The sequence below is a fragment of the Kitasatospora sp. NPDC001095 genome (assembly GCF_053598615.1).
In genome coordinates this window covers 1-4576 of sequence record NZ_JBSFKQ010000113.1, presented here as the reverse complement: position 1 = coordinate 4576, position 4576 = coordinate 1, and the positions used below count along the sequence as shown (strand labels likewise).

General features: G+C 73.9%; 1 protein-coding gene. It reads left to right on the top strand.

The features are described 5' to 3' along the window. Nucleotides 1-4576: type I polyketide synthase (locus ACWDBB_RS35945; RefSeq protein ID WP_449793611.1), on the top strand; the 4576-nt coding region annotated here is incomplete at both ends.

Here is a 4576-nt window from a genome sequence, read left to right as displayed (position 1 = left end):
GCCCAGGTCGAGGCGATCCGCGAGCAACTGCTCACCGACCTCGCCGGGATCGAGCCGAGGACCGCGGACGTCCCCTTCTACTCCACCGTCACCGCGGAACCGGTCGACACCTCCGCCCTCGACGCCGACTACTGGTACCGCAACCTCCGCGAACCCGTACGCTTCGACCTCGCCGTCGAAACCCTCACGCAGGACCGGCACGGCGTGTTCGTTGAGGTCAGCCCGCACCCCGTACTGGTGCCGGTGATGGAGGGCGTCGTGACCGGCACGCTGCGCCGCGGCAGCGGCCGGCAGGAATTCCACCTCGCCCTGGCGCGCCTGCACACGCAGGGCGTGGCCGTCGACTGGACGCCGGTCTTCCCCGGCGAGCCCCACCACGTCCCGCTGCCGACGTACGCCTTCCAGCACCGGCCGTACTGGTTGACGCCCACCGCCGCGAAGGGCGACGTGTCGGCGGCGGGACTGGACTCGGCCGGGCACCCGCTGCTCGGGGCCGTCGTCGAACTGGCCGGGGACCAGAGCGTCCTGCTCACGGGGCGGCTCTCGACGGCCACCCGGCCGTGGCTGGCCGACCACGTCGTCCTGGGCTCCGTGCTGCTGCCCGGCACCGTGTTCGTCGAACTCGCCATGCACGCCGGACGGCAGGCCGGCTGCGACGTCCTGGACGAACTGGTGCTGGAAGCTCCGATGATCCTGCCGGACGACGGTTCCGTGCCGGTCCAGGTCGTCGTCGGCGCACCGGACGGGACGGGCCGGCGCCCCGTCACCGTGCACTCCCGGACGGGCGGCACCTGGCTGCGGCACGCGACCGGCATGCTGGCGACCGGCGACCGCCCCCACCCGTACGACACCGGCGAGCCCTGGCAGCCGGCCGGTGAGCCCGTCGACCTGACCGACTTCTACGACACCCTCGCCGCCCAGGGCTACGAGTACGGGCCGGTGTTCGCGGGCGTACGCGAGATCCGGCGGCAGGGCGACGAGCTCTATGCCGAGGTGGCGCTGCCCGCCGACACCCGCGACCGCTTCGGTCTCCACCCCGCGCTGCTCGACGCCGCACTCCAGCCGCTGACCCTGCTGGCGGCCGGCCGCCTGCCGTTCTCCTTCGCCGGGGTGTCGATGCGGAAAGCCGGCTCCACGGCCCGGGTCCGCCTCACACCCACCGGCCCCGACACCTTCCGGGTCGCGCTCGCCGACGAGTCCGGGCCGCTGGCGGTGATCGACGCGTTGACCGTGCGTCACCGGCCGCCGGGCATCCCGGGCGCCGGGGCCAACCAGCTCTTCCGCCTCGACTGGGTGCCCGTCGAGAGCACCGGCGAACCCCCGGCCGTCCACCACGTCACGCCCCCGGCGGGAGACCCCGTGGCCGCCGCGCACACCGTCGCCGCCGAGACGCTGGGCGTGCTCCAGGACTTCCTGCGCGACGGGGACGGCCGGCTGGCCGTCGTGACCCGCGGGGCGGTCGGGCCGGACCCCGTCGACCTGTCGTCCAGCGTCGTCTGGGGCCTGGTCCGCGCGGCCCAGGCGGAACACCCCGACCGGTTCGTGCTCGTCGACACCGACGACCGCGTCCTCGTCGCGGGGGACGAACCCCAGCTGGTCGTCCGCGACGGCGCCGCCCGCGCCGCCCGCCTGGTACGGGCCGAAGCGGCCCCGGCACCCGGCCCGCTCGACCCGAACGGCACCGTGCTGATCACCGGGGGCACCGGAACACTGGGCCGCCTCGTCGCCCGGCACCTGCGCGACCGGCACGGCATCCGGCACCTGCTCCTGCTCAGCAGGACCGCGGCGGAGGTGGACTTCGACGCCGAGGTGGTGGCCTGCGACGTGGCCGACCGGGACGCGCTGGCGGCCGTCCTGGACTCGATCCCGGCCGAGCATCCGCTGACCGCGGTCGTCCACGCCGCCGGCGTGCTCGACGACGGCGTCGTCGAATCCCTCACGCCCGGCCGGATCGACCAGGTGCTGCGGCCCAAGGCCGACGCCGCCTGGCACCTGCACGAGCTGACGAAGGACCTCGGCCTGAGCGCGTTCGTGCTCTTCTCGTCCGCCGCAGGGGTGCTGGGCGGCCCGGGCCAGGCCAACTACGCCGCCGCGAACGCCTTCCTGGACGCCCTCGCCGTGCACCGGCGTGCCCTGGGTCTGCCCGGCGTATCGCTGGCCTGGGGACAGTGGGCCGAGGCCAGCGGGCTGACCGGACACCTCACCGACACCGACCTCAAGCGCCTCGCCCGCGCCGGCGTGCTGCCGATGCCCACGGACCAGGCGCTGGAACTGTTCGACCTGGCCCTGGGCGCCGCCGATCCCGTGCTGGTCCCCGCACACCTCGACCTGTCTGCGACGTCCACCCGCCCCCTCCTCAGCCGCCTCACCCGTACCAGGCCCGCCCGTCGCACGGACCGGCCGACCCTGGGCAGGGAACTGGCGGCTCTGCCCGAGACCAAGCAGCACAGCCGCGTCCTGGAACTGGTCACCGGCCAGACGGCGGCGGTCCTCGGCCACACCGACACCTCGGCCGTCAGCGCCGAGCGGGCCTTCAAGGACCTGGGCTTCGACTCGCTCACTGCGGTGGAACTGCGCAACCGCCTGTCCGCGGCCGCCGGGGTACGGCTGCCCGCGACGATGGTCTTCGACTACCCGACCCCCGACGCGCTGGCCGGTCACCTGCGGAACCTCCTGGTCGGCGCCCGCCGCCAGGCCCCTGCCTCACCCGTGCCGGTCGGGGTTCCGGTGTCGGATGATCCGGTGGTCGTGGTGGGGCTGGGGGCCCGCTATCCGGGTGGGGTGGGGTCCGCCCAGGAGTTGTGGGATGTGGTGTCCGGTGGGGTGGACGCGGTGGGGGAGTTCCCCTCGGATCGTGGGTGGGACGTGGGTCGTCTCTACGATCCGGCCGGTGGTCCGGGGAGGTCGTACACGCGGTGGGGCGGCTTCCTCGACGCCGCCGGAGACTTCGACGCGGCGTTCTTCGGGATCTCGCCGCGGGAGGCGTTGGCGATGGATCCGCAGCAGCGGGTGCTGCTGGAGACGGTGTGGGAGACCTTCGAGGACGCGGGGATCGATCCGACGTCGTTGCGGGGCAGCCGGACGGGCGTCTTCACGGGCATCTGGTCCTCGGGCTATGGCGCCGGGGCACAGCCGCCCGACCTGGAGGGCTACCTCTCGACGGGCACGGCGACGAGTGTGACCTCCGGGCGGGTGTCGTACCTGTTGGGGCTGGAGGGTCCGGCGGTGTCGGTGGACACGGCGTGCTCGTCGTCGCTGGTGGCGATCCACCTGGCGGCGCAGGCGCTGCGTTCGGGGGAGTGCTCGCTGGCCCTGGCCGGTGGGGTGACGGTGATGGCGACGCCGGCGGGGTTCGTCGAGTTCTCGCGGCAGCGGGGGCTTGCGGCCGACGGGCGGGTGAAGGCGTTCGCCGAGGCCGCCGATGGTACGGCGTGGGGTGAGGGTGCGGGTGTCGTGCTCCTGGAACGCCTGTCCGACGCCCGTCGTCACGGTCACCGGGTGCTGGCGGTGGTGCGGGGTTCGGCGGTGAACCAGGACGGGGCGTCCAACGGGCTGACCGCGCCGAACGGTCCGTCGCAGGAGCGGGTGATCCGGCAGGCGCTGGCGAACGCCGGGTTGGAGGCGTCCGAGGTGGATGCGGTGGAGGCGCACGGTACGGGGACGACGCTCGGTGACCCCATCGAGGCCCAGGCACTCCTGGCCGCCTATGGCCAGGGCCGGGTGGAGCCGTTGTGGCTGGGGTCGGTGAAGTCCAACATCGGCCACACCCAGGCGGCGGCCGGTGTGGCGGGTGTGATCAAGATGGTCATGGCGATGCGGCACGGTGAACTGCCGCGGACCCTCCACGTGGACACGCCGACCTCCCACGTCGACTGGGAGTCCGGGAGCGTCCGGCTGCTCACGGAGGCCCGGCCCTGGCCCGACAACGGCCACCTGCGTCGCGCGGGCGTGTCGGCGTTCGGCATCAGCGGTACCAACGCGCACGTGATCCTGGAAGCCCCGGCCCCGGCCGAGGAGACCTCGCCTGAGTCCCCTGCCGCTCCCACGCCCGCCCCTGTGGCCGCGGTGCCGATGCCGTGGCTGCTGTCGGCCAAGTCGGACGCGGCCCTGCGCGACCAGGCCCGCAGGCTGCGCGGGTTCCTCGCCGAGCACCCCGAGGTCACACCGGCCCAGGTGGCCGCGGACCTGGCCGCGCGGGCCCGGTTCCCGCACCGTGCCGTGCTGACGGACCCGGCCGGCCTGGACGCGCTGATCGACGGAAAACCCGGAATCGTCACGGGCACTGCCTCCCCGGGCAGGTCGGCGTTCGTGTTCTCCGGTCAGGGGGGCCAGTGGGCGGGGATGGGCCGGGGCTTGTACCGGTCGTTCCCGGTGTTCGCGCGGGCGTTGGACGAGGTCTGCGGGTTGTTGGGGTTGCCCGTGGAGGTGCTGTTCGAGGACGAGGAGGGGGTGTTGGGGCAGACGCTGTTCACCCAGGGCGGGGTGTTCGCGCTGGAGGTGGCGCTGTTCCGGCTGGTGGAGTGGCTGGGTGTGCGGCCGGACTTCGTGGTGGGGCACTCGGTGGGTGAGGTGGCGG